Origin of the sequence: Campylobacter concisus, from assembly GCF_003048835.2 — a bacterium.
In the GTDB taxonomy this organism is placed as follows: Bacteria; Campylobacterota; Campylobacteria; order Campylobacterales; family Campylobacteraceae; genus Campylobacter_A; species Campylobacter_A concisus_D.
Genome location: NZ_CP060705.1, coordinates 841,559 through 863,707, shown reverse-complemented (window position 1 = coordinate 863,707; position 22,149 = coordinate 841,559). Strand labels below are relative to the sequence as shown.

The 22,149-nt window shown below is 39.2% G+C and carries 21 protein-coding genes and 1 pseudogene; 12 read left to right on the top strand and 10 right to left on the bottom strand.

From position 1 onward, the window contains the following. Nucleotides 1-37 precede the first annotated feature (37 nt). A complete protein-coding gene (locus CVT08_RS04300; RefSeq protein ID WP_103569923.1) occupies nt 38-703 on the top strand; it encodes a lipid-binding SYLF domain-containing protein in 666 nt (221 codons plus the stop codon). A 107-nt stretch (nt 704-810) separates the two neighbouring features. On the opposite strand, the gene CVT08_RS04295 is transcribed toward CVT08_RS04300, so the two are convergent. Next, the gene (locus CVT08_RS04295; protein ID WP_002942234.1) at nt 811-1,020 is read right to left on the bottom strand and encodes a hypothetical protein; all 210 of its coding nucleotides are present in this window, start codon (nt 1,018-1,020) and stop codon (nt 811-813) included. A 150-nt stretch (nt 1,021-1,170) separates the two neighbouring features. On the opposite strand from CVT08_RS04295, the gene CVT08_RS04290 reads away from it, so the two are divergent. The 10 genes from CVT08_RS04290 to modD all read left to right on the top strand — a co-directional run bounded on the left by CVT08_RS04290 (nt 1,171) and on the right by modD (nt 8,313). Further along, on the top strand, nt 1,171-1,617 hold the full coding sequence (locus CVT08_RS04290) for a Fur family transcriptional regulator (protein WP_107856933.1): 447 nt from the start codon (nt 1,171-1,173) through the stop codon (nt 1,615-1,617). 102 nt (nt 1,618-1,719) lie between these two features. Then, nucleotides 1,720-2,043 (top strand): HMA2 domain-containing protein, encoded by a 324-nt coding sequence (locus CVT08_RS04285; RefSeq protein ID WP_021088492.1) that lies wholly within the window; start codon nt 1,720-1,722, stop codon nt 2,041-2,043. Next, complete coding sequence (locus tag CVT08_RS04280) at nt 2,036-2,686, top strand: aminotransferase (protein WP_107856932.1); 651 nt, start codon at nt 2,036-2,038, stop codon at nt 2,684-2,686. Before CVT08_RS04285 ends, CVT08_RS04280 begins: the two co-directional genes overlap by 8 nt. A 31-nt stretch (nt 2,687-2,717) precedes the next feature. Beyond that, nucleotides 2,718-3,029 (top strand): hypothetical protein, encoded by a 312-nt coding sequence (locus CVT08_RS04275; RefSeq protein WP_230855955.1) that lies wholly within the window; start codon nt 2,718-2,720, stop codon nt 3,027-3,029. A gap of 9 nt (nt 3,030-3,038) precedes the next feature. Further along, nucleotides 3,039-3,353, top strand: a complete 315-nt coding sequence (locus CVT08_RS04270) for a hypothetical protein (protein WP_021090128.1) — start codon at nt 3,039-3,041, stop codon at nt 3,351-3,353. Continuing rightward, on the top strand, nt 3,353-3,673 hold the full coding sequence (locus CVT08_RS04265) for a hypothetical protein (protein ID WP_012001864.1): 321 nt from the start codon (nt 3,353-3,355) through the stop codon (nt 3,671-3,673). Before CVT08_RS04270 ends, CVT08_RS04265 begins: the two co-directional genes overlap by 1 nt. Next, nucleotides 3,642-5,732, top strand: coding sequence for a heavy metal translocating P-type ATPase (locus CVT08_RS04260; RefSeq protein WP_413784350.1), 2,091 nt, complete (start codon nt 3,642-3,644; stop codon nt 5,730-5,732). Before CVT08_RS04265 ends, CVT08_RS04260 begins: the two co-directional genes overlap by 32 nt. Nucleotides 5,733-5,746: 14 nt before the next feature. Beyond that, nucleotides 5,747-7,210: an alanine/glycine:cation symporter family protein gene (locus CVT08_RS04255; protein WP_035170309.1), complete on the top strand. Its 1,464-nt coding sequence runs from the start codon at nt 5,747-5,749 to the stop codon at nt 7,208-7,210. 10 nt (nt 7,211-7,220) lie between these two features. After that, the gene (locus tag CVT08_RS04250) at nt 7,221-7,478 is read left to right on the top strand and encodes a hypothetical protein (protein ID WP_021088499.1); all 258 of its coding nucleotides are present in this window, start codon (nt 7,221-7,223) and stop codon (nt 7,476-7,478) included. Nucleotide 7,479: 1 nt separating this feature from the next. Then, nucleotides 7,480-8,313: a ModD protein gene (gene modD / locus CVT08_RS04245; protein WP_107856929.1), complete on the top strand. Its 834-nt coding sequence runs from the start codon at nt 7,480-7,482 to the stop codon at nt 8,311-8,313. Nucleotides 8,314-8,656: 343 nt separating this feature from the next. Here the strand turns inward: modD and CVT08_RS10420 are convergent, their stop codons facing one another. From CVT08_RS10420 to CVT08_RS04210, 8 genes and pseudogenes are all read right to left on the bottom strand, one after another. Beyond that, nucleotides 8,657-9,247 carry a methyl-accepting chemotaxis protein gene (locus CVT08_RS10420; protein ID WP_269059487.1) on the bottom strand — a complete coding sequence of 197 codons (591 nt, stop codon included), beginning with the start codon at nt 9,245-9,247 and terminating at the stop codon, nt 8,657-8,659. Nucleotides 9,248-9,826: 579 nt separating this feature from the next. Next, nucleotides 9,827-10,627: pseudogene (locus tag CVT08_RS10415) on the bottom strand (nitrate- and nitrite sensing domain-containing protein); the annotation flags it as partial. A gap of 321 nt (nt 10,628-10,948) precedes the next feature. After that, nucleotides 10,949-13,516 carry a molybdopterin-dependent oxidoreductase gene (locus CVT08_RS04235; RefSeq protein ID WP_107856928.1) on the bottom strand — a complete coding sequence of 856 codons (2,568 nt, stop codon included), beginning with the start codon at nt 13,514-13,516 and terminating at the stop codon, nt 10,949-10,951. Between the two features lie 201 nt (nt 13,517-13,717). Beyond that, nucleotides 13,718-14,293, bottom strand: coding sequence for a cytochrome C (locus CVT08_RS04230; protein WP_107856927.1), 576 nt, complete (start codon nt 14,291-14,293; stop codon nt 13,718-13,720). Between the two features lie 99 nt (nt 14,294-14,392). Beyond that, on the bottom strand, nt 14,393-14,815 hold the full coding sequence (locus tag CVT08_RS04225; RefSeq protein ID WP_107856926.1) for an EamA family transporter: 423 nt from the start codon (nt 14,813-14,815) through the stop codon (nt 14,393-14,395). A 51-nt stretch (nt 14,816-14,866) separates the two neighbouring features. Next, nucleotides 14,867-15,790, bottom strand: a complete 924-nt coding sequence (locus tag CVT08_RS04220) for a Dyp-type peroxidase (protein WP_103611845.1) — start codon at nt 15,788-15,790, stop codon at nt 14,867-14,869. A 23-nt stretch (nt 15,791-15,813) separates the two neighbouring features. Further along, complete coding sequence (locus tag CVT08_RS04215; protein ID WP_107856925.1) at nt 15,814-16,509, bottom strand: DUF4230 domain-containing protein; 696 nt, start codon at nt 16,507-16,509, stop codon at nt 15,814-15,816. A 56-nt stretch (nt 16,510-16,565) separates the two neighbouring features. Continuing rightward, nucleotides 16,566-17,399, bottom strand: coding sequence for an MBL fold metallo-hydrolase (locus tag CVT08_RS04210; RefSeq protein ID WP_107856924.1), 834 nt, complete (start codon nt 17,397-17,399; stop codon nt 16,566-16,568). Between the two features lie 298 nt (nt 17,400-17,697). On the opposite strand from CVT08_RS04210, the gene CVT08_RS04205 reads away from it, so the two are divergent. Beyond that, the gene (locus CVT08_RS04205) at nt 17,698-20,889 is read left to right on the top strand and encodes a S8 family serine peptidase (RefSeq protein WP_107856923.1); all 3,192 of its coding nucleotides are present in this window, start codon (nt 17,698-17,700) and stop codon (nt 20,887-20,889) included. Nucleotides 20,890-20,931: 42 nt separating this feature from the next. On the opposite strand, the gene ilvA is transcribed toward CVT08_RS04205, so the two are convergent. Further along, nucleotides 20,932-22,143 (bottom strand): threonine ammonia-lyase, encoded by a 1,212-nt coding sequence (ilvA, locus tag CVT08_RS04200; RefSeq protein ID WP_002942811.1) that lies wholly within the window; start codon nt 22,141-22,143, stop codon nt 20,932-20,934. Nucleotides 22,144-22,149 lie beyond the last annotated feature (6 nt).

The following is a 22,149-nucleotide window of genomic DNA, read 5'->3' as shown; positions in this document are numbered from 1 at the left end:
AGGCTATAATAACAAAAATTTTAAATAAGGAAATTTGATGAAAAAAATTCTAACTTTACTCTTTTTGATCGGCTCATTTTTTGCGCTAAATTTAAACGCTGATGTGATTCAAAATCAAAAATTAAAAAATGCGATAAACATTTTAAACGCTTTTGGCACTAGAAATTTAAAACCAAATACTAAATTTACAGGCATCAAAGCCATCGCTATCATCCCAGACGTGACAAAAGCAGGCGCGATCATCACTGGCTCAAAAGGCAGAGGCGTATTTATCGCTAAAAACGACAATGGCGAGTGGTCAAGCCCATTTTTTGTAAATTACACATCTGGCAGCATCGGCCTTCAGCTAGGATATAGCTCGGCTGATATGATCATTTTGTTTAAAAACTCGGAAGCCTATGCAAGCTTATTTAACGCAAAAGATACGATCAGCCTAAAAGCAGAGGCAACTGGCGGTGTTGGTAACGAAGTAGCGATAGCTAGTGATTTGCCTGAAATTTCAGCATTTGTCGAGGAGCGTGGCAAGACTAGTGGAGCTTTTGTTGGCGTTAGCTTAGATGTGGCAAGACTTAAGATAAACGCACAAGATACAAACGACTACTACGAGAGAATGTATGACTTTGAAGATATCTACAACAACAGCCCAAAAGCTAGCAAATACACAATCAAATTTAAAGAGATAATCTCAAAATACTTCTTATAATAACCTCATGTCTTGGCTCTTTTAGAAGAGTCAAGCTCTCTTTTTTACATTTTAAAGATTTTTGAAATTTAGTTTATGAATTAGCAAGATTATGGCTTAGCCTTTTGCTAAACCATAAATAGTGATACAAAGCGTTTTTTAGGGATCGGAGAAAATTGAGTCATATATTCAAACGCCTCTTCGTAGTCGCCGTCAGTATATTGCGCGACTTGCTCGATAAGCTCGTAAAGCTCTTCGTCATCCATCGAGTCAAAGCTGCCTCTATTTTCCAAAACCTCTAACAAAACGGCGTCTAATTCTAGCTCGTCGTAAGTCATTTCGTTCCTTAATTCTGATTTAAAAAATGCGAAACTATACCAAAAGAAGCTTATAAAATACTTTACTTAGAATTTGTAATAAATTTTATGCATTTTTTAGTAGAAAAGTTGTAAAATCTTTACATTCATTATCAATTTGATAGGGATTTTGTGGAAGACTTTGAACTATTTTACAAGCATTTTAACGAGTTTTTAAAAGCTTTTGGTCAAAAAGGCTCTGAGATAAAAGAGCAAATTTTGCGTGTGCTTTTTGCAAGCAAGTCACATCTAAATGCTCAAGAAATTTGTCAAAAAATTTATGAAATTTACAAAAATGAAATTTCAATGACTTCTATATATACCTTTTTAAATTTTCTTGAAGAGCACCATTTGGCAAATAGTTTTGAGCAAAATGGTGTTAAAAATTACGAGTTAAATTTAAAATCCTCTCACGATCATCTGATCTGCGAAAATTGCGGAAAGGTGGTTGATTTTGAAGATGAGATGATAGAGCAAAGGCAGGAGCAAATTTGTATCCAAAGTTCATTTAGCGCAGAGTCTCACAAGATGATACTTTATGGAATTTGTAGTGATTGCCAAGCAAAAAATGGGGTTTAAATTTATCATTTCATTTTGCTTTTTGATAATGAAAGACAAAAAAATTTCAGATTGATTTAAGTTACAGATTAGATAATACGCAGACAAAATAAAAGGATGAAAATGGATATAAAAACACAAACTTTAGCACAAGTTGCAAGCTATTTTTCGATGATAGCTCACACAAATGGCAGACTAAGAGTAAGGGTTAGCCCAAAGATCAAAGAGCTAAGTAGTAGCGTAAATTTAGCTAGTTTAGATGATATGATCGCTCAGATAAATGGCATAAAAAATGTTAAATTTAACAAGATAATCGGCTCTGTAACGATCGAATACGACCATGAAATTTTCCCTAAAAATCTCTGGGAGGATCTCTTAAAAGGGCAAAATTTAGAAGAAATTTCAGCTAAAGTAAATGAAGTAGCAAAAGAAGTAAAATATGCTTAATGAGCTTTTAAACGCCTCTTATACGAGCGAAAAAAACGCACTAAGGCTATGTGAAAGCCTAGCTTCGTTTGGTGAAGTATTTGATCAAATCGCAAGCGTAAGAAAAAATGCGATCATCTTGATAGAGAAATTTGCAAGCGCGCATGAGTATGAGCTTGTTTGTGAAAACGAAGCTATCTTTTTGCCAGCAAAAAATAAAGAAGATGCGCTGATAGAGGCACTAAACTATGAAAATGAGCTAAACAAAATGTATGAAAAATTTTGTGAAAGCTTAGATGATGAGGAGCTAAAAGATCTATTTTTTAGACTTTGGGCTACTTCAAATAACGAATACATCGCCTCTTTAAGGCATTGCTTAAAAGAAATTTATAGCGGAGCTGTGGCAAAAAATGAGCTAAATTTAAATGAAATTTCACAAAATTTTGAGCAAAATGGCATAACAAATATTTTAGAAAGCTATCAAAATGACTTTAATGAGATAACTAAAAGCTTGCAAAATATCGCAAGTGGCAAGGCTGATAAAAGCGAGTTGGCAAAGATCACAAACAACCCAAATTTCTCGTTTTTTAGCGGGCTTGCACTTGGGGCATTAGGCATTTCAGTAGTTAGCAAAAATTTAAATAAGGATGGAGAAGATGAATAATTTACAAAATCAAACAAAGAAAGGATTTAAAATGGCATTACCATTTTTAGCAGGTTTAGCAGTAGGCGGTTTAGCAGTAGTTGCTTGGAGTAAAAGAGATAAGATCAAAGAGTGCGCAAAAGATGGCTTAGACAAAGGCAAAGAGGCTGCAAAAGATCTTTACAAAAAAGGTAAAAACGTCGCAAAAGACGCAAAAGACTTCATGGTAAAAGAAGAGAAAAAAGCAAAACGTGGCGCTAAAAAAGTAGAAAAAGAGGCTGAAAAAGTGGTTAAAAAAACAAGAAAACCACGCGCTAAAAAGCCAGCAGCTCCAAAAGCTATCGCACCAAACGATATAGCTTAAGGATAGAGAATGCAAGAAAATAGTCTTTTTACGCTTTCAAATACAAGGCTTCCGTTTGATCACTTCATCAGCGGAGCCTTAATCGCTGGCATGGGTGCGGCTGCACTTGGCTTTAACGACTATCTAAACAACAGAGCAACTAAAAAAGATGTCGCTAAGAAGATAGTAAAATACGCTGTAACTGGCGGTTTTGTAGGTGCTGTTGGCATTCACGCTTCAAATTTGATAGCGCAAAAAAAATATCTAAACGCAGCAGCTTTCACAGCAGCTGGCATCGGCGGTCTTTTGATAGCTGAAGAACTAATAAAATTGGAGAGCAAATAATGAATAACCCTTATATCAATGAAGAAAACGCAAACGAAGTAGCAGCAAATGACGCAGCAGCAACTCAGCCAAGTGCAGTTGATAATGCAATAAACAATGCAGCTCAAAATTTACCATTTGTACCTGAAAATTTTAACGCAGCTGGCTTTGTAAAAGGCCTACTTTTAGGCGGCATAGCAGCTTATGTGCTAACTAATCCAAAAGCACAAGAGTGCGTATTTAAAGCGATCATCAAAGGTGGCGAGCTAATAAACGCTGGCATAGAAGAACTAAAAGAGCGTTTTGAAGATGTCAAAGCTGAACTTGACTCACAAAAATAAGGTCACTCTAGCTCATAAGAGCAAAAATAGAGCGAGGTTTATTTGCGAGAGCATAAATGCCAGAAGCGATGTCAGCGCTATCGAGGCTGCGATCTCAGAGCGAACCGATGCAAGAAGCGTGCGCGTAAATAAATATGCAAAAAGCATCGTCGTCGAGTTTGATAAGAGCTATGAGAAAATTTTAGATTTTATAAAGAGCTATGATTTTCCAACCAAGCCAAAAGATGAGAGCCTGCCTAGCAAAGCAAATATCTACAAAGCTGCTGCTGCACTTGGTGTAACGCCGTTTATGAGTAACAAAACTCTAAAATCAGCCGTAACTCTTTACGCAACAGCTCCAAATTTAATAGAAGGTGCAAAAGAGCTAAGGTACGATGGCATCACCTCAAAAGTGCTTGAGGCAACTGCTATTGGCACTAGCCTTGCAATGGGCGATCATTTGGCTGCAAATAGCACAAATTTGATGATAAATATCGGCGAATACATGGAAGAAAGTGCTAGCCACAGAAGTGATGATCTAATAAAAGAGCTAGCCAAACCAAACATCGAAGAGGTATGGGTCGAGCGAAATTTAAACGGTGAAAAGACGCTTGAAAAGGTAAAAACCGAAAATTTAAAAAAAGGTGACATCGTAGTCGTGGGAGCTGGCGAGACGATAGGCGTTGATGGCTACATCGTCGAGGGTAATGCTGATGTCAATCAAGTCTCAATGACTGGAGAAGCAGAACCCGTGGCAAAAGCTAGAGGCGACCGCGTCATAAGTGGTACTGTTGTCGATGAGGGCAGGATCAAAATTTGGGCTGAAAACGTAGGTAACGACACCGCAACCGCAAGGATCAAAAAGTACATCCAAAGCTCGCTCAATGAAAAGTCAGCTATCGGCGTAAAAGCTCTAAAACTAGCTGATAAACTTGTGCCAGTCACGCTCTCTCTTGCTGGGCTTTCGTATGTTATAAATAAAAATATGAACAGCGTTGCTAGCGTGCTTCAGGCTGATTACTCTTGCGCGCTTAAGCTTGCTACGCCAGTTGCGTTTAAGTCAAGCATCTCAAAAGCCGGCAGAAACGGCATCCTTATAAAAGGTGCAAAGGCGATCGAGGCTCTAAGCTCGGTTGATACCTTTGTCTTTGACAAAACCGGCACTCTAACTCATGGACGCCTAAGTGTGGTTGAAATTTACTCTTTTAAAGATGGATTTTCAGAGGCTGATATCTTAAATTTAACCGCAAGTGCCGAGGAGCACTACTTCCACCCAGTAGCTGAAGCGATAGTCGAGGCTGCAAACAAGCGTGGATTTAGCCACATTCACCATGACGAGGTCGAATTTATCGTGGCCCACGGCGTAAAAACTGCTATGAACGGCAAAGAGGTGGTCATCGGCAGTAGGCACTTCTTAGAAGATGATGAGATGATAAGCTTTAAAGCTCACGAAACGCTCATAAATAAGGCTTTGCAAAGCGGTCTAACCTTGCTTTATGTAGGATATGACAAAGAGCTTGTTGGCGTCATAGCTATGAAAGATGATATGAGAGCAAACGCTAAAGATATGGTGGCAAAACTACGAAATCTTGGCGTAAAAGAGATAGTTATGCTAAGTGGCGACATCAAGAGCAAGGCTGAAGAGGTAGCGCGCGAGCTAGGGCTTGATAGAGTATATGCTGAGTGCTTACCAACGGACAAAGCAGCGATCATCGAAGAGCTAAAAAATGAAGGCAAAAAGGTCGCCTTTGTCGGAGATGGTATAAATGACGCGCCAAGTCTAACAAAAGCAAATGTTGGCATAAGCATGCACAAAGGTGCAGATATCGCTAAAGCAACGGCTGATATAAGCCTTTTAAAAGATGACATTATGAGCGTGGCGCTTGCAAAAGAGCTCGCAAATAAGACGATGAAGCTAATAAGCTCAAATTTCCGCTCAACCGTTGGCGTAAATACAGCCATACTAAGTGCCGCAACACTTGGCATGCTAAATCCAATAGCAACTGCTATGCTTCACAATGGCACGACGATCTGGCTTCTGCTCAACTCAATGAAGGGCGTGAAGATCAAGTCGAAATAAATTTGAAAGGATAGATGGTGTTTGAGAATTTCTTAAACTTTTTAAACGGCAAAATGGATGTAGCCAACGACTTTTTATATGGATATTTTTTGGTTATCATCCTTGTAGCTTCAGGAATTTACTTTAGCTATCTTACCCGTTTTGTGCAGTTTAGGATGTTCTTTGAAGCTTGCAGAGTTCTGGTAGAGAAAAAGGACAAGTATAACAAGCACCATCTAACACCATTTCAAGCGCTGATGATCTCGACTGCTTCACGCGTTGGTATCGGTAACATCGCTGGAATTTCAGCTGCCATCGTCGCAGGTGGTCCAGGGGCGCTTTTTTGGATGTGTTTGATGGCGTTTTTAGGCTCAGCTTCAGCCTTTATAGAGAGCACGCTAGCTCAAATTTATAAGACAAAAGATGTTTTTGGCTTTAAAGGCGGTCCAGCTTACTACATCAAAAATGGGCTTGGCATAAAGTGGCTTGGCTCTTTGTTTGCTATCATCCTCATCATCACCTATGCATACGGCTTTAACGGGCTTCAAAGCTACACCATGACCTCTGCCTTTGAAATTTACTACGACCAAGCAGGCAGCAACATCACCTTTGCGCAAAGTGGCTTGCCTATTGGCATCGGACTTATCCTTACAGCATTTACGGCTGTGATGTTTTTTAGCAAGAGCCACATCATCGGCAAAGTTAGCTCATATATAGTGCCTTTCATGGCGCTTACTTACATCTTGCTAGCTATCATCGCGATCGTTTTAAATTTCAAAGAAATTCCAGCCGTTATCAAGATGATCATAGAAAGTGCATTTGATTTTAAAGCGATCTTTGGCGGATTTGCTGGAAGCGTGATCGTAATAGGCATAAAAAGGGGACTTTTTTCAAACGAAGCTGGGATGGGTTCAGCGCCAAATGCAGCGGCTGCGGCTCACACAAGCCACCCAGTCAAGCAAGGACTAGTTCAGGCAATGGCGGTCTTTATCGATATGACGATATGCATCGCCTCTGGTATGATCGTGCTTTTTTCTCAGGCATATCTTACAAAACAAACTGGAGTAAGTGGCGAAGTGCTAACCGCCCTACCTCTCGTTCAAGCAGCGATGAAAGAGTATTTTGGCGACTTTGGGCTACACTTTACGACCCTTGCAGTAGTGCTATTTGCCATCACATCACTCATCGGCAACTACTACTACGCACAGGCAAATATGAAATTTCTAACTAAGAGTAAAAATTTAACGCTTGCATTTAAGATCACAGCAGTGATTATGATATTTATAGGCGCTCAGATGAACTTAAAGCTCGCTTGGAACATCGCTGATATCACGATGGCAGCCATGGCTACGATAAATATCATCGCCATTTTCTTACTATCAAAAGTGGTGATAATAGCTATAAAAGACTACGAAGCTCAAAGAAAAGCTGGTAAAAACCCAGAATTTGACCCAGAGAGCCTTGGCATCAAAAATACAAGCTGCTGGAGCAAAAACTAAAGGAGAAAATTTGGGAAAAGATATAAAGATAAGCGGCAAACTACTAGATCTAAACACTCATAGACAAGTAGCAAAGGTTGGCATGAGCGTCACTTTGGCATCTGTTTGCCTAAGCGCACTTTTTATGAAAAATAGATCTGTTAAAAAATTCCACGTAGTTTCTGGCATAGCATTTACATGCTTTGCGCTTTACCACGCTGGACTTTACGATAACGGCATCTTTAAAAAGATGATCGTAAAAGCAAAAACCGCTTCAAAAAAGGCGTAAAATGAGACTAAGCGACGCTGAAATTTTAGACTACATAAATGAGGACCTACCCTACTTTGACCTCACAACGTCGCTTCAAAATATCGATAAAAACGCCTCACTTGAAATTTACTCGCGTGATGAAATTTGCGTAAGCTGCGTAGATGTGGCAGCAAGTGTGGCAAGGCTACTTGGCTGCGAGAGCGAAATTTTTGTCAAAAACTCTCAAATTTGCAAGGCTGGCGATGTGATCATAAAAATTTATGGCAGTTACGAAGATGTGCATAAGGCTTGGAAACTAGCCCAAGTCGCACTAGAATACGCCAGCGCCATCGCAACCTACACAAACAAAATGGTAAAAGCTGCAAAAAGCGTCAATGAAAAATGCGAAGTCTTAGCAACCAGAAAGAGCTTCCCATTTGCAAAGAAATTTTGTGTAAAAGCCGTGCTTGAAGGCGGTGGTGGCATGCATAGACTTGGACTAAGTGATAGCATTCTTTTCTTTAAAAACCACATAAAAGCCTATGCTAGTTTTGATGAATTTATCTCGCATTTGTCAGAATTTAAAGCTAAAATGGTCGAGCGAAAGATCTGTGTAGAGGCTGAAATTTTAGAAGAAGCAAGTAAGCTTTTAAAGGCAAAATGCAACGTCGTGCAGTGTGACAAATTTAGCCCAGAGCTTATCAAAAACGTGCTAGCTTTAAGAGATGAAATTTCGCCAAATACCATAATCCTAGCAGCTGGCGGCGTAAATTTATCAAATGCAAAAGAATTTGCAAATGCCGATGCGATAGTAACTTCTGCAATGTATTCAAAAGGCGTTGCTGACATCAGCGCAAGACTTGAAATTTTGTAAAATTTTACAAATAAAAATACATATAATTTATATATCAAATAATAAATATCTCTAAATCTGCTAAGTATTTTAGTAAGCGTCTATCAAATTTTAAACTTTCACTCACTCGCAAGAATTGACTACTGATTTTAGGTTTCGCAAAGCTTGCCACTAAAATCAGAGCCGAAATTACTTGCTCATGAAATTTTAAAATTTACTTGAAGTTTCTTGAGTATTAAATTTAAAGTTTAGAATTTAAAAAGACTAAACCCCAATCCAGCTTAAACCAGATTGGAGTTTATTAAATTCAGTAGTTTGCATTAAACAAATTTTAGTTTGTTAAAACTCTAAGAAAGAAGTGTTTTTAAAACCTCTTCTTCCTAACCTCTTCAACTATAGCTTTAGCCATCTCATCTACTTCTGATGTTACTTCATTTGCTTGGTTTGCAATTACAACGTTTTCTTTTGTTAGATTATCTATTTGAGCAACTGATTGATTTATCATATTTATGCCTTCACTTTGCTCTTTGATTGATTCACTCATCTCATTTATTGATTGAGCTAGGACATTTGTATTTGCTTCTATCTCACCTAGAGATTTTTGAGTTCTTTCTGCTAGTTTTCTAACTTCATCAGCAACAACTGCAAATCCTCTACCATGCTCTCCAGCTCTAGCTGCTTCAATAGCAGCATTAAGAGCTAGTAGGTTTGTTTGATCTGCTATATCTCTAATGATAGTTATGATGTTTTTAATTTCATCTGATTGTCTTATAACATCAGCTGTCTTTTGAGAGATGGCATTCATTGAGCTAGACATTTGTTCAACTGCAGCTGCAGATTCTTGTAAGCTATTTGCTTGAGTGTTTGCTGAGCTTGCTACTTTAGAAACTGAGCTTGCTAGAAGTTTAGCTTTTTCTTCAAGGGTTTGGGCTTGGTTTAGATTGTCATTTAGCATTTTAGATATTTCTATACCTAGAGAGTTTATACCACTTGCTATCTTACCATCATCATCAAGTCTTTTTGTAAAGTCTTGGTTTTTATAAGTGTTTAGTAGATCAAGTACATCTTTACCATTACTTGAGATTGCATTTTTAAGAGCAAGTTGTAGATCTTTAAATGTGCTTTTTAGTTGATTTAGAGCTGGGTTATTAGTATCTGCTTCTAAGCTTGCTTCATAGTTGCCATCTTTTATCTCATTTACAAAGGTGTTGGCTTTTTGGATGAAGGTGTTCTCTTTTTCTTTAGATGTTTGGATCTTTTGGATGTTGTCGTTGATGAGCGACGACATGATGCAAATTTCATCTTTACCTTTTAAGCTTAGAAGTTTGGCAGAATTTGTCTTGTTGTTTAGATATAAGAAAAACTCGCTTAGCCCGCCCTTTACGCTATCGATGCCTGAAATGATATTTTTACCAACAAAAAATGAAACCAAAACAAGCAAGAGTATAAAACAGGCAAGCAAAATAACCATAGAAACAGCTAAGTTACCAGCTTCGCTCATATCTTGTAAAGCTTTATCTTTCATATCATTTAACAAGTAAAGCTCATAGTTTCTAAAGTTATCGATCAAATTTGTGATGCTTTGGAACCAACTAGCCGCTTCGATCTTGCCAGCTGTCTCATCTGGAGTAGTGATAGCACTTTTGATGATATCATCTATCTTTTGAAACTCATCACTTTGCAAGATCTCTTTTTGCAAACTATCTGCGTATGTGCCTGCATTAAATTTCACGTAGTCATTTATGAGATTTTTGATATTTGCATTAAATGAAACCAAATTTACGTATGTATTTTTATCGATGTTATGTTTTATAAAGGCAGCATTTAACACCGCCCTTGTGATACCAAAATACTCTTTGATCTTTGAGATGCTAAAAATTCTAGCCAAGTTATCTTTCATATCAGGCTCAGAGCTGCTTGCGAGGGAATTTTCAAATATAAGTGTATTTTCAATCATATCGTGAAATTTTGGAGCTATGAGAGCAAAACTTTCTTTACTATCTACTTTTGCTCTTATGCTATTAAGCTCACTTGAAAGTTCATCTTTGTTAGAAAGTTTAGACAAAACGCCATCAACTTTAGCTCTTTGCTCTTTTAAATTTTTATCAGCATCTTTGCCATTAGCTATAAAGCCTGCGCTATAACCACGCTCTTTTTGAAGTTCATGGATAAATTCACTTTGTTTTATGATATCTTCAGCTGTATTAAGGCTTGATACAGCTTGGCTTCTAGTCTTAAAAACACCATTTAAAATATAAATACTTGTTGCACTTAAACAAATAAGACTTAAAATTACAATTAGTAGGATCTTTATTTTTATACTTAGATTATTCATTTTTCATTCCTTTGCATTACAAGATACGTTATATTGGCTGTTTCTCCAAAAAACGAAGCGGATTTTATTACTTTAATAATTAAATATAACTTGAAAATATAAATTACATTTAAGTAACAATAAATTTACTTTACTAAGTAAATGCCCTATTTTAGGTGATTTAAGAAAATTTAAATTACAAATAAATAATATAAATTAATAAAAATTATTCAAATTTTCTCTAAAATTTACGAAAATGAATAGATAAATTTGAAAAAGTAGTTAAAGATATTTTATAAGCAAAGATAAATTTAAGCAGGAGATCACTCCCCTGCTTTGAAATTATTTAGAAAATTTTGGCTCAGAAAACGCTGTAAGTTTTGGTGCTTCATCGCCTTGATATTTTCTGATATTTACAAGAGCTGTGTGGCTGATATTGCCGTTTGCTAGCTTACTTGTTGGGATATCTATGGTTAGCACGTTTGCAGAGCCGTTTTTGCAGATACCACTATCAAAGCCGTCATACCAAGCGCCCTCAGCTAGTTTTACAACGCCCTCTTTGATGTTTTTGGTGACATAAGCACCCGCTAGTACCTCGCCACGAGCGTTAAATACACACACCAAATCGCCTGTTTTTACGCCAAGCTCTTTTGCGTCATTTTCGTTTATCCACACTGGCTCGCGGTTAGCGATAGCGTACTTCTCACGAAGTGAAGTTTGGCTTAGCTGTGAGTGCAAGCGGTCAGTTGGGTGAGCGCTTATCATGTGGTATTTTGCAGGTTTATCTTTCATGCCTAGCCACTCGATCGGCTCAAACCAAGTTGGGTGCGCCTTGCAGTCATCATAGCCCATTTTCTCGATCGTATCTGAGTAAATTTCGATAAGACCGCTAGGCGTTCCAAGAGCGTTTAGCACAGGATCTTCTCTAAATTCGCCAAGTCTTACCCAATTATCACTATCTTGAGATGAGGCAAACGTGACTGGTTTGTTTTCATTCCAAAACTCTTCAAATGGCTTCATATCGCTTGCAAGCTCAGGGACGGCCTTTACTTGAGCGTAGGCTGCGTCGTAGTACTCTTTGATCCAGTCAAACTCATCCTTGCCATTATCTGTGTAGGCAACGACTAAATTTTTAGCATAAGCCTTGCAAAGATCAGTGAAAATTTGATAGTCATCTTTTGCCTCGCGGTATTTTTCAACGACTTGTTTCATTGGCACGATATTCATATTTGAGTAGTCACCTGTCATCGTAATGTCGTTTCTCTCATACTCTGTGGTGACTGGAAAGACGATATCAGCCATCTTTGCTGTCGGTGTCCAGTAGGCTTCGTGAACAACTACGGTTCTTGGCTTTCTCCACGCTTTTAAATTTGTATTAGTATCTTGGTGATGCACAAGTGGGTTGCCGCCGACCCAGTAGATAAAGTCGATGTCTGGATAGGTGATCTTTTTGCCGTCATGATCTATCACTTTGCCAGGGTGAAGCAACGCATCAGCAATACGAGCTACTGGGAAAGCGTAGTTGGTTGCTTTTTGTAGCCAGCTTTGACCTGTGCCCGCTACTGCGGCTGCCTTTGCGACGAAGCGACCGCGTTTGTCAAACTCACCTGTATCAGTGCCGATAAACTCGCCTTTTTCGTTAAATTTACCCACACTTGCGCTATTTACACCGCCGATGACTGCACCTTTGCATGTTGGTGCGCCGCCGTTTGAGTAGTGATAGCTTAAGCCAAATCCCCCGCCAGGAAGTCCGATCTGACCGATCATAGCTGCAAGTGTCACCATCGCCCAGTGTGGTTGCTCGCCGTGATGAGCGCGCTGCATACCCCAGCCACTCATTAGCATTGTGCGGTTGCTTACAAATGTATCAGCTAGCTCTTTTAAAGTACCTTTGTCGATGCCACAAATTTTGCTCGCCCACTCTAAATTTTTAGGAGTGTTGTCTGTCTTGCCAAGTAGATATGGGAGGAATTTATCAAAGCCATAAGTGTAGTTTTCGATAAATTCTTTATCGTATTTGCCACTTTCATATAGGTAGTGCATCATACCTAGCATCATCGCTGTGTCGGTGTTTGGCACTGGAGCGATCCACTGAGCTTTGTCGAAGTATTGTGCTGTTTCAGATCTGATAGGATCGATCACGATAACTTTGATATCTTTTTTGTTTTTTAGCTCTTCAAAGTATTTAAAGCCTTGCTCATCAGTCGCTGTCCAAGCTATGCGAAGTGTCGCAAGTGGGTTTGCGCCCCAGATGACTACGACTTTTGAGTTTTCAAGCACGACTGGCCAGCTAGTTTGCTGCTCATAGACCTCGATACTACCTACAACGTGAGGCATGATGATCTGGCTAGCGCCTGTTGAGTAGTCACCTAGCGAGCCAACAAAGCCGCCACTAAGGTTCATAAATCTATGAAGCAAAATTATTGAGTTATGCACGTTTCCACTTGACTTCCAGCCATAGCTGCCCGCAAAAACGCTTTGTAAGCCTTTTTGTGCTCTTGTCTTTTTAAGCTCTCTAGCAACTAGCTTGATCGCCTCTTCGTAAGGCACCTCAACCCACTCATCAATGCCACGAAGCTCTGGTTTTGGGCTATCTGGGTTTTGCAAGTAGCTCTTTCTTACCATTGTGTGTTTGATACGACTTTTATAGATCATATCTGGTGTGTAGTGCTGAAGTGGGTTGTAAATTTCACTTGTCTTTTGGATAGGCTCTGACTTTACAGCGATGCCGTTTTTGGTTGTCACTTTTAGCATGCCCCAGTGAGCAGCTGTAAGAGTTTCGCCATTTTTTACAACGCCCTTTTTAACCTCATCAGCAAACAAATTTGAAGCTGTTACACCTGAAAGCAAAGGTGTAGCTGCAAGTGCTGTTGCACCTTTTTTTAGAAAATCTCGTCTGTTCTCGTTCATCGTGTTCTCCTTTTATTATCTTTAACTTCTCACCTAGGCAAAGCCTGGGCTGCGAGCGGAAGTGCAAGCACTCCCTGCACCCACCTAAAGTTACTTGTCCGACTACGCGGACTAAATTTGGTTTTCTCCCTAAGTAAAACCATTAAATTTAAACCCTTTGCCTTGCTAAAATTGGTTAAATTTAGCCCTGCTAGGTTTTACTTATTTGCCTAAATTTACGTCAGATGAGTGTTTTTGTAGGTACTCGATAACTAGCCACTCGTCTTTTTTCTCTATTGCGGTTCTGCCGATCATTGATTTTAGAAGTGACGGCCATTGATTTGCGTTAAAGTGCGTAGTTTGAGGCAACGCATGGCAAACGCCACAGCTCTCTTTATACATCTTATCAGCTTTTGCAAACATCGCATTTACATCGGTGCTAAAGCCATCTTTTTGAACGAAAACTGTCGTTTCTACCTCGTTCCATTTGCCGTTTTTGCCCTCTTTTATCACTTTGATATCAAAAGGTGCAGTTTTTGCAAATGCTACTGAGATGATCCTCGCGCCATCAGCAAAATAAATTACGTTGCTAACGGCTGGGTTTTGATAGCCTTTTACTTTGATCTGCGCTCTGTCGCCACTTGTTTGCAAAATTTCAACTGCGTTGGTTGGTAGCAGTCTGCCTATACTTTTGTTTGAGCTAGCGTCACCATAAACGTCTTTTACGACATCTGTGTAGTTTAGCCCAGCACCAAATGCAGCACAAGCTACGATGGCTGATAGAATAATTTTTTTCATATTTCTCCCTTTAAAAATGAAATCGTTCAAATTCTAGGGGCTTTTTGATTAATTACAAATTAAAATTAAAAATATACTTTAAGAATAATGTAGAAAATTTTATTTAAAAATGAGTAGAAACACGCCAGATACGATGAGACAGAGGGCTAAAATTTCTTTTAAATTTAGCCTCTCACCAAGAAATATGACAGCCAAAATGACAGCTAGCACAACGCTAAATTTATCAACTAGTGCCACTTGATAGACCTTGCCCGCTTGCATCGCTTTAAAATACATAAGCCAAGACATCCCAGTTGCCATGCCACTTAGTATGAGAAAGAGCCAGTTTTTAGGGCTTAGTGAGCTTAGTGGTTGCCATTTTTTAGCCACGCTTAGAAGTAAAATAAGCATAAAAACGACAACGACCGTTCTTATAAATGTCGCAAAATCGCTGTCGATGTCCTTTACACCAAGCTTTGCAAAGATCGCGGTAAGTGCAGCAAAAACAGCCGAAAGAGCTGCATAGATAAACCACTCTGGCATCTTTTTCCTTATAAATTTAAAGGGGCAAATTTGCTTCGCCCCAAGCTAAATTTATCCCTCGTAGTCACCAAGCATATCAAGCGTAGGAGCAAAATATAAAGCCCCAGTCACTGGCGTACTAAAGTCAAGCAGCCTATCTGAGTTGCCTTTTGGCTCGCCGATAAACATCTTTTTAAGCATAAGTTCAACCGTTGAAAAGGTGCTAGCATAAGCGATGAAGTAAGTGCCTGTTTTGCTACCTTCAGTAAATGGCATATTGCCACGCACGACCTTTTTATCGTCGCCTACATTTGCAGCAGCTGAGTGTGAATTTGTAGGTTTTACGCTCTCGTCCATCTCGATGTCATACTCTTTTGAGCGACCTATAACTTTTTCCTGCTCGCTCACGCTTGTGGCGTTCCACTCTTGCATTTTATGAAAGTATTTTTGCACAAAAACATAGCTACCGCCTTTAAATTTAGCATCCTCTTTGCCAACTTTTGCAAAAAGGTCTCTATCTTCGCCATCAGGATTTTCAGTACCATCAACAAAGCCAATTATCGCCCTGCCGTCGTGATACTTAAAGCCTTGAGTCTCATCTGTAAGCTCTGCAAATTTAAACAAAACTTCTTTGATATTTTGAGCCATGTCAAAGCAATCAGCCGCATTTAGCGCGCGGATATGGATGTGGATATCGCCCTTTGTGCTAACGGCTTCATGTTTATCGCCTTTGATAGCTTTAAAATTTACAAGCTCTTTTGGCAATTCTTTTGAAATTTCAAGCTTTTTCCAAGCATCATGACCCACGCCAAGGACGCAATTTACATTTTCATTTGCGCCAAATCTAACTTTGGCAGTTTTATTTAAATTTACAACCAAAGCACAAAGCTTAGCAAAGCCCTCTTTACATGCCTTTTTGTCGCCTTTTAAGACCCATGTTTGAAAGACTGTGTTGTTACCAGGTGTTTGTGTGACCTCTTGTGAATTTACACTCATTTTTTCTCCTTTAAATTTAATTTTTATGCGATATTTTCTAAATTTAGTTGCTCATTTATCTGCTCGTCACTATCGTCAAAGGCAAACTCGACCTTATTTGCACCAAAGCTCTTAGCTATAGCCTCAAGCGTATCGCGAGCTGATTTGTGAATTTTGCTTTGAAGCTGTGAGATAAGGCGAACGCTCATCTTTTTCACTTCATTTCTCGCCTCTTCTATGAGCCTGTTTTTGTCCTCTTCTGTAAATGTGCTACCAAAAAAGCCATTTAGCGAGTCAGGCAGCAAAAATGGTATAAATTTGCCATTTTTTTCATCGTAAAATTTCATATCGGCGATTGAAAATTTATACTTACATGGGGGCATTTTTATCTTATAGCTAGAGTTTGCGATCTGCATGATCTCGAGTTTTGGACTGGTTAGATCGTAAATGAAATTTATCTCAAACTCAAATATCATCGAAAGCTTCTTTTCACTCACTAGCCACCTTAGATACTCTTTGCCAAAATTTCCAAACGCATGATCGGTTTTTGTGACGATCTCTTTGCTATACACCTGAAAAACAGATAGCTCGCCGATGCTTTTAAGCTGTGAAATTTCAGTACTTACAGATACATTTTGGCTCTCATCTTTGGCCTTTTTTAAAGCCCTGCTAGCCCTATAAAACGCAAATGCAAGGACCGCAAGCAAAAGGGCTAATATCAAATTTACATATTCACTCATATTTTCTCCTTTAAAGCCCGCATTTTATCCTAAATTTGTAAAGCAAAAGAAATTTATCACTCTGGCAAGGTGATAGGGCTCTTATAAGGCATGTGAGCTCCCACTATCTTAGTAGTCTCGTCCTCCAAGCCATCAAGCACCTTTTCTCTTGTTTTGGCAGCTTGCACTGGATCTACATCATAAGTGATAGATATGCTTGGCTCGACCTCTTGCACTGCTAGGACGTGAAGAAGATCAGCTATAAAGATGATCTTGTCGTTATCTGCCTCAAAGCTTATCATGTTGTGCCCTGGAGTGTGGCCGTAGGCTGGGATAGCCATGATCTTTAGTGCCCCGTCAAATAGCGGCTTTTTATGATCAAAAAAGCTCTTATCGTCCTTATAAAGCGATAAAATTTCTTTTATCCTCTCATCTTTGCCCTTCATCCAGTAGTCCCACTCCTTTTCATCTATAAGAAGCTTGGCGTTTTTAAATGTCTTTTTGCCTCCATCTATGAGCCCACCTATGTGATCAGGATGAGCGTGCGTGATGATGACGTAGGTTAGATCCTCTGGCTTTATATTGCCAAAAGTTTGCAGATCATACTTTAAAATTTTCAAGCTATCTTCATAACCGCTATCTATGAGTGCCGTGTAGTCATCGCACTTTGCAAACATTACGTTGTGTTTGTTTGGTAAATTTTTAGTATTTGCCACAAGCTCTTTTTGCGCCTCATCTTTGGCTATTAGCTTATCTACTGGCGCGTCAGTCGTCTTTAGTGAAAATACATAAAGCTTGCATCCGCCCATAGCTCCTATCCATACTTGATCATTTTGTTTGCCAACCACCTCATCATCGGCACAAAAAGCTAAAGTGCAAAACAACGCAAGGCTCAATAAACTCTTTTTCATATCTCATCCTTGAATAAATTTGCGAAATTTTAGTCCTGTAAATTTAATGAAAAATAATAATCCTTTAAAAAAATATATAAATAATAGTTTTAAAAATAGAGATAAAAAAAATTATATTTAAATAACTAATTTTAGATTAAGTCTTTTATAAAATATCTCGTTAAATGTAAAACTAGCGTAAATAACGTATATTTTCGTAAATTTAGCCTACTATTTTTCATTAAATTATTATTATTTTAATTAATAATTTATTTTAAGAATTTTAGAATTGGTTTAAATTTTATGTAAAGGACGAGATATGAAAAGATCCGTTTCAAGCAAAAAGTGCATCCTTTTAAGTGTTGCTTGCTGCACTCTTTTACTTGCTAATCAGCTAAGTGCTAGTGAGCAAAACAGAGGTAAATTTGGCGATATAAAAAGCTGGCAGAGCGATGAGTACAAAGCCGACTGGGGTTTAGTGAGCATGAACGCAGCCGTTGCATATGCTCTTGGAGCAACTGGCAAAGGCGTAACGCTTGGCGTTATGGACTCTGGTGTGCTACTTAGCCATCCAGAATTTAGTGATGGCAGAGTAAGCGCGCTAAAAGTCTCTGGTAGCTACTATAAAGATGGTCAAAGATACCCTGACACAGCGTATGGCAACTCACCTCTTCTTAAAAAAGGCAGCGTAGATAAAAATAAAAAAGACTTTGGTGACTTTAAAAAAGGTGAAGAATTTAGCATAGATGGTGACTGGATAGCTGGAGTAAATGACTCTCACGGCACTCACGTAGCTGGCACGATAGCTGCGTCAAGAGATGGTGTGGGCATGCACGGCGTAGCATTTGATGCAAGACTTATAATGGGCAATACCGGCGGCACTGACGGCATGACATATGGTCCAAATCAAGACTACAACTTCTTTTTAAATTCTTACGAAGGGCTAGCAAAGAGTGGAGCTAGAGCGATAAATAACAGCTGGGGTTCAAACCGTAAATTTTACAAAGCCTACGAAGGTGCTACTGGGTATGATGGCGGCAATAACCTAGATATCAAAGATATTGATGCTGCATATAAAAGCTACTATCCATTTGTAGTAAATGACAAAAATTTCTTAGATGCAGCCTATGAGGTCGCTACAAGATATGGCGTCATCCAAATTTTTACTGCTGGCAACAGAGACGGGATGAAAGAGTCATATACAAGAGCGATGCTTCCTTACTTTAGACCTGATGCTGAGAAGTACTGGCTAAACGTCACTGGCCAGCTAGAGGGTGACACGCAGCGCTATAACACACCTGGCCACTCAAAATGGTGGAGCGTGGCAGCACCTGCAAAACCTATATACTCAACCGTCGTTGATCTAAAAACTGGCAAAGCAGACTACGACACAAAAGGCGGCACATCAATGGCAGCTCCACACGTCACTGGCGCACTTGGTGTCATCATGCAAAGATACCCATATATGAATAACGCTCAGATAAGAGAGGTGCTACTAACTACTGCAAGGCAAGTTCATGATGACTTCAAAGAGCCAGCAGATACTAGAAAAATTTCAGGCTTTACTGCTGCGCTTGGAGTGCCTGATGAGCGCTGGGGTTGGGGCGTAGTGGATCTATATAAGGCGATGTTTGGACCAGGTCAGCTTCTAGGAGTGTTTGATGTAAATTTAAATAGCGATGATATCTACTCAAATAACATAAGCGATGTGGCTATCAAATTTAGAAAAACAGAAGATGATGCAGAGGCTAAAATTTGGACCGAGCGCAAGGCTGAGCTAGAGAAAATAGCAAATTTAACACCAGAGCAAAAAGCCGAACTTGAGATAGGTAACGCTAGAGAAAGAGCAAGAGAGCTAAGGGCAAGTGAGGGCTACGAAGGTACTCTTATAAAAAGAGGTCAAGGCACACTAAGCCTAGCAGGAGACAACTCTTACACTGGCAAGACCATAATAAAAGGCGGCAAGATCACAGCTCTTAATCAATCTATAAAATCAAGCGACGTGATAGTAGAAAATGGCGGCGCACTAGAAATTGTAAGAGAAATGAGCGTGCCAAAGATTAGTAGAAATAAATTTACCTTGCAACTATCTTTAGGAGAAGTGACCAAAAAAAGCTCAAATGACGTAGTAAAAGCCACTATCAAATCAGGCGGTAGCTACATCGTCTCAAACGGCGCTTCAAATTTAGATCTAAATTTCGAGAAAAACTCATTTATAAACATAAGTGAGCCAAGCTTAGAGATCATGCAAAGGCTCTATAACGACAGCACAAAATCAAAAACATTTACAGCAACTGGAAATTTCAAAGGCTATGAAGATACCCTTTCAAAAGAGTATGCATTTTTTGATCTTAGCAAAAGCTATAGCGACAACAAGCTAGAGCTTACTCTTAAAAAATCAAAAAATACAATGACAAGCATCGCAGCTAATGACAACCAAAAGAAAGTTGCACAGCTCATAGAAAGTACAGCAAGCCAGCCAGCACTACTTCCTTCGCCATTTAGAAGCAGGCCAGCAGTTATCACAAGCGATCTTTATAGACACTTCATCTACACTACACCAAAGGAGGCAAAACAAACTCTAAAAACATTTGCAAATGAGGCAAATTTAGCTCAGCACAATGCATTTTTACTAGAAAGTATCATGCTAAAAAATGCAATTATCAACCACGAATCTGACCCATTTGGCATAAGAGCAAGCGACTCAAATGGCATGAAATTTTGGTCAAATACCATGTTTGATGCTATGAAATTTAATGACATAAAAGCAAACTCTATGACACAGCTTTTTGGATTTGACGGCAGTGTAAATGACGCATTTGTACTTGGCGGTGTTCTTGGTGCTAGCACAGAAAAAGTAAAAGAAGACGGCGATGATGCTTATAAGACAAAAGGCAAAAGCATCGGCATCTACGGCAAAAGCGAGATCGCTAGCACTAAACTAGACCTTGGAGTACTATACACAGATGCTAAGCGCAAAACTCAAAATGGTGCAACAATCGCAAGCTTTTACTCAAACGATCATATAAAAAGCAAAGAAAAAGCGCTTAATGCTTATGCAAATTTAGCCCTAACTAGCTTTAACACAGAAAATTTCTCGCTAAATCCTTATGTGGGTGCAAGCTATCTACGCATGAAAACTGATAGCACAAGCCAAAATGTAGGAATTTTCAAAATGGATGTTGATGAAAAAACTAGAAATTTAGGCATTTTTAGCCTTGGTCTAAACCCTAGCGTACCATTTAGCCTAGGTAGCACTAAGATGAAATTTGAAGCTGATCTAGCATACAACAGACTAGTTGGCGACACAAAACCAACTATCGGTGTAAATGTCGCAAATGCTGGATATCTAGAGCTAGAGGGCAAAGAGGTTAAAAACCTTGGCACAGCTAGCCTTGGCATAAAAGCAAATGTCTATAAAAATGTAAATTTAGGCCTTTCTTACACTGGAGCTTTTGCTAAAGATGTAAGATCAAACAGCGTAAATGCTAAATTTGAGATATTGTTTTAGTTAGAAATGCTCGCTACTTTAAAAGGTAGCGAGCTTGTAAATTTAGAAGAGTTGAGTGAAAGAAAAGCCGTTTTTATTAAGCGTATCTTTGATCTTTTCTTGATGCTCAAGACCCTTTGTCTCAAGCGTGATAGTGATGCTTGCATCGCCGTAGTCAAGCTTAGTAGAGAAGCGGTCGTAGTCGATCTTGACGATGTTTGCATTTGCTGATTTTAAGCTATCAGTTAGGCTCATGAGCGCTCCTGGCTTATCTACAAGTGTGATTTGCAAGGTCATCTTGCGGTGAGACTTGATAAGACCCTTTTCAATTATGATAGAAAGCACCTGAACATCGATATTTCCGCCACTTAGCACCACACCTATCTTTGCGCCTTTTTTAAATTTGATCTTATCATGCATAAGTGCTGCCACGCCAGCTGCGCCAGCTCCCTCAACTACGATCTTTTGCGTCTCTAGCAAAAACAAAATCGCAGTTGCGATCTCCTCATCATCGACCTGCACAAACTCATCCACGCACTCAACGATATTTTTAAGTGTTATCTCGCTCGCATCACGCACAGCGATGCCATCAGCTATTGTGCGAACTGACTTTGAGTTTATGCTCTTTTTAGCGCCGTAGCTATTAAACATCGCTGGAGCGCCCTTTGCGCCGACGCAAACGACTTTAGTTTTTGGATTTACTTGTTTTATACAGCTTGCCACACCGCTAGCTAAGCCACCGCCACCAACTGGCACTACAACCATATCAAGGTCGCTTATCTCATCAAGCATCTCAAGACCCACAGTGCCCTGCCCTGCCATGACGTACTCATCGTTAAATGGATGAACAAAGGTCATATCTTTTTCTTTGGCGTAATTTACTGCAAATTCATACGCCTCATCAAAGTTATCACCTTTTAAGATCACTTCAGCACCAAGATCCTTCGTGCCAGCTACCTTTAGAAGTGGGGTTGATTCTGGCATGACGATGCAAGCATGCACACCAAATTCTTTTGCACTTATCGCCACGCCTTGAGCGTGATTGCCAGCGCTTGCAGCCACGACGCCACGTTTTCGCTCCTCATCACTTAGGCTAGCTATTTTATTGTAAGCGCCTCTTATCTTGTAAGCTCCGGTTCGCTGTAAATTTTCCTCTTTCAAATAGACATTTGCGCCCAAAATTTTACTAAGTTTTGCACTTAGCGCAAACGGAGTTTTATTTACAAAGTGACCGATCGTTATCTTTGCTTGGATTATTTTGTTTAATGAAACCATTTTCAA